Annotated in this window: 2 protein-coding genes; both read right to left on the bottom strand. The window is 66.3% G+C overall.

Going from position 1 to position 1607, the window contains the following annotated elements; translation table 11 throughout:
* Nucleotides 1-154 precede the first annotated feature (154 nt).
* The gene (locus KDH09_06855) at nucleotides 155-493 is read right to left on the bottom strand and encodes a hypothetical protein (protein ID MCB0219396.1); all 339 of its coding nucleotides are present in this window, start codon (nucleotides 491-493) and stop codon (nucleotides 155-157) included.
* A gap of 8 nt (nucleotides 494-501) precedes the next feature.
* Complete coding sequence (locus KDH09_06850; GenBank protein MCB0219395.1) at nucleotides 502-1512, bottom strand: hypothetical protein; 1011 nt, start codon at nucleotides 1510-1512, stop codon at nucleotides 502-504.
* Nucleotides 1513-1607 lie beyond the last annotated feature (95 nt).

Genomic DNA, 1607 nt, shown 5'->3' with positions numbered 1-1607 from the left:
TCGAACACCCCGTGCGCGGACCCGTGTTGCTGGGAGCAGGGCGCTATCGCGGCCTGGGCTTGTTTGGCCCCTTCGACCCCCGCGAGGGATGAAGCGCCGCCCAGTCTCATCGTCAGCTGCATCGAGACCGGGGCCATGGCGCCACCGCGCGGCCTCATCGTCGCCTACGGCCACCACCCTGCTTTTGCCCCTGTTCCCCGCCGCATCGGGCCACGCACATTCGCCGCAACCAGCCCAGCTCGAGCAACAACCCCTCGACGCTCAGCTCGTTCTCTTCACGCAAGCGCGCGTCGATCCAGCGTCGAAGGTCCTCGTAGGCCGCGCGCTCCAGGGGTCGAGCGTCCCGCTCCAGGGTCGAGAGCAGAGCCGTGACCTGCCGTGGATTTCCCGTCCGCCGCAGCGCAGTGATCGCCTGGGAGAAGGCGCTCTTGTGCTGCTTCTCGGACAGCCCGGCGCTCTGCGCCATCAGGATCCGCATCTGTCGCGAACTCATGGTCACGATCACAAACCTCCAAACATGCCGAGCAAGCGCTGCTCACCTTGCCTGTAGTAATCATCGGACTGCGAGAACATATTACACATATCGTCAAACATGGGATCCATGACTCCAATGGGCGCCAAGTTCTTGGGCTCGAGCACACCCAGGCCCAGCGCCTTGGCAGAGCCAATCCTGACTGTGGATTCGGGCACAAATCCCAGGGCACAGAGCAGCCCACCCGCCTCGGCGGGGGTCACGTTCACGCATACCACCCGGCCCTCGAGTTCGACGTCTTTGGGAATCACCTCCAGCCACTCCCTCCCTCCTCCGCTCGCCTGTCCACCACGACTCTTTCCCCGTCGACCGCCCCGCGCACTCACGTCGCTGTCTTGCTGCCCGCCGACATGAAACTTTCGGCCATGAAGCCGCTTCACATGCAGCGTGCGCCGGGCCTCGTCGACGTCGTAGTATCCCAGGTGGTGCGGCCGCGGGGAAAAGCGCTTGGCGACGCTCACGACCGCCACCGCTGCATTATTCGGTACCAGATCGAAACAGCTCACTCGGGCGCGCAATGACATGCACCCAAATAGCGCACAGGCGGCGCACATTGGACCCCCCGCCATGCACGACCCGGCAAAGACCGGGTGTGCATGGATCGCATCGGCGAACTTCACTCGATAGCCCGCACGCTTCCGCGATGGGATTGCCCCCTTCAACTCGGCGTCTTTCGGCGCCCGCTCCCCGGGACAGCAGCTCTTGGTGATCGCTTCATAGCGCGCCCGCAGCATCCCTTTGAGTGACGACCCCGGGATCACCAACTTGTCCCCCGAGCGCACCGCAGCCCGCACCGCCCGGCGCTCTTGGAGGAACCAGTGTCCGGCGCCGATGTGGACCGGCTGCTCGACGCGGTAGCGCACCCGCAGCATGAAGGATCCGGTCCCCGGCGGCCGGATGTCATGCCGGGCGTGCGGTCGCGGGACGCGACGAACCTCGTCGGGGAGCGCGACGAACTCGTAGCCCGAGTCGGCGGCCATCAGCGTCCTCCCTTCATGCCGGCCGCGGAGAACGGCCGACCGAGGGCCTTGCGCCCGGCATCGCACCAGCGCTCCAGCTCGTCGCCGTCGACGGC

Source organism: Chrysiogenia bacterium (genome assembly GCA_020434085.1).
Lineage (GTDB): Bacteria > JAGRBM01 > JAGRBM01 > JAGRBM01 > JAGRBM01 > JAGRBM01.
Note: the sequence above shows the minus strand (reverse complement) of the source record. Positions and strands in the feature narration are given on the sequence as shown.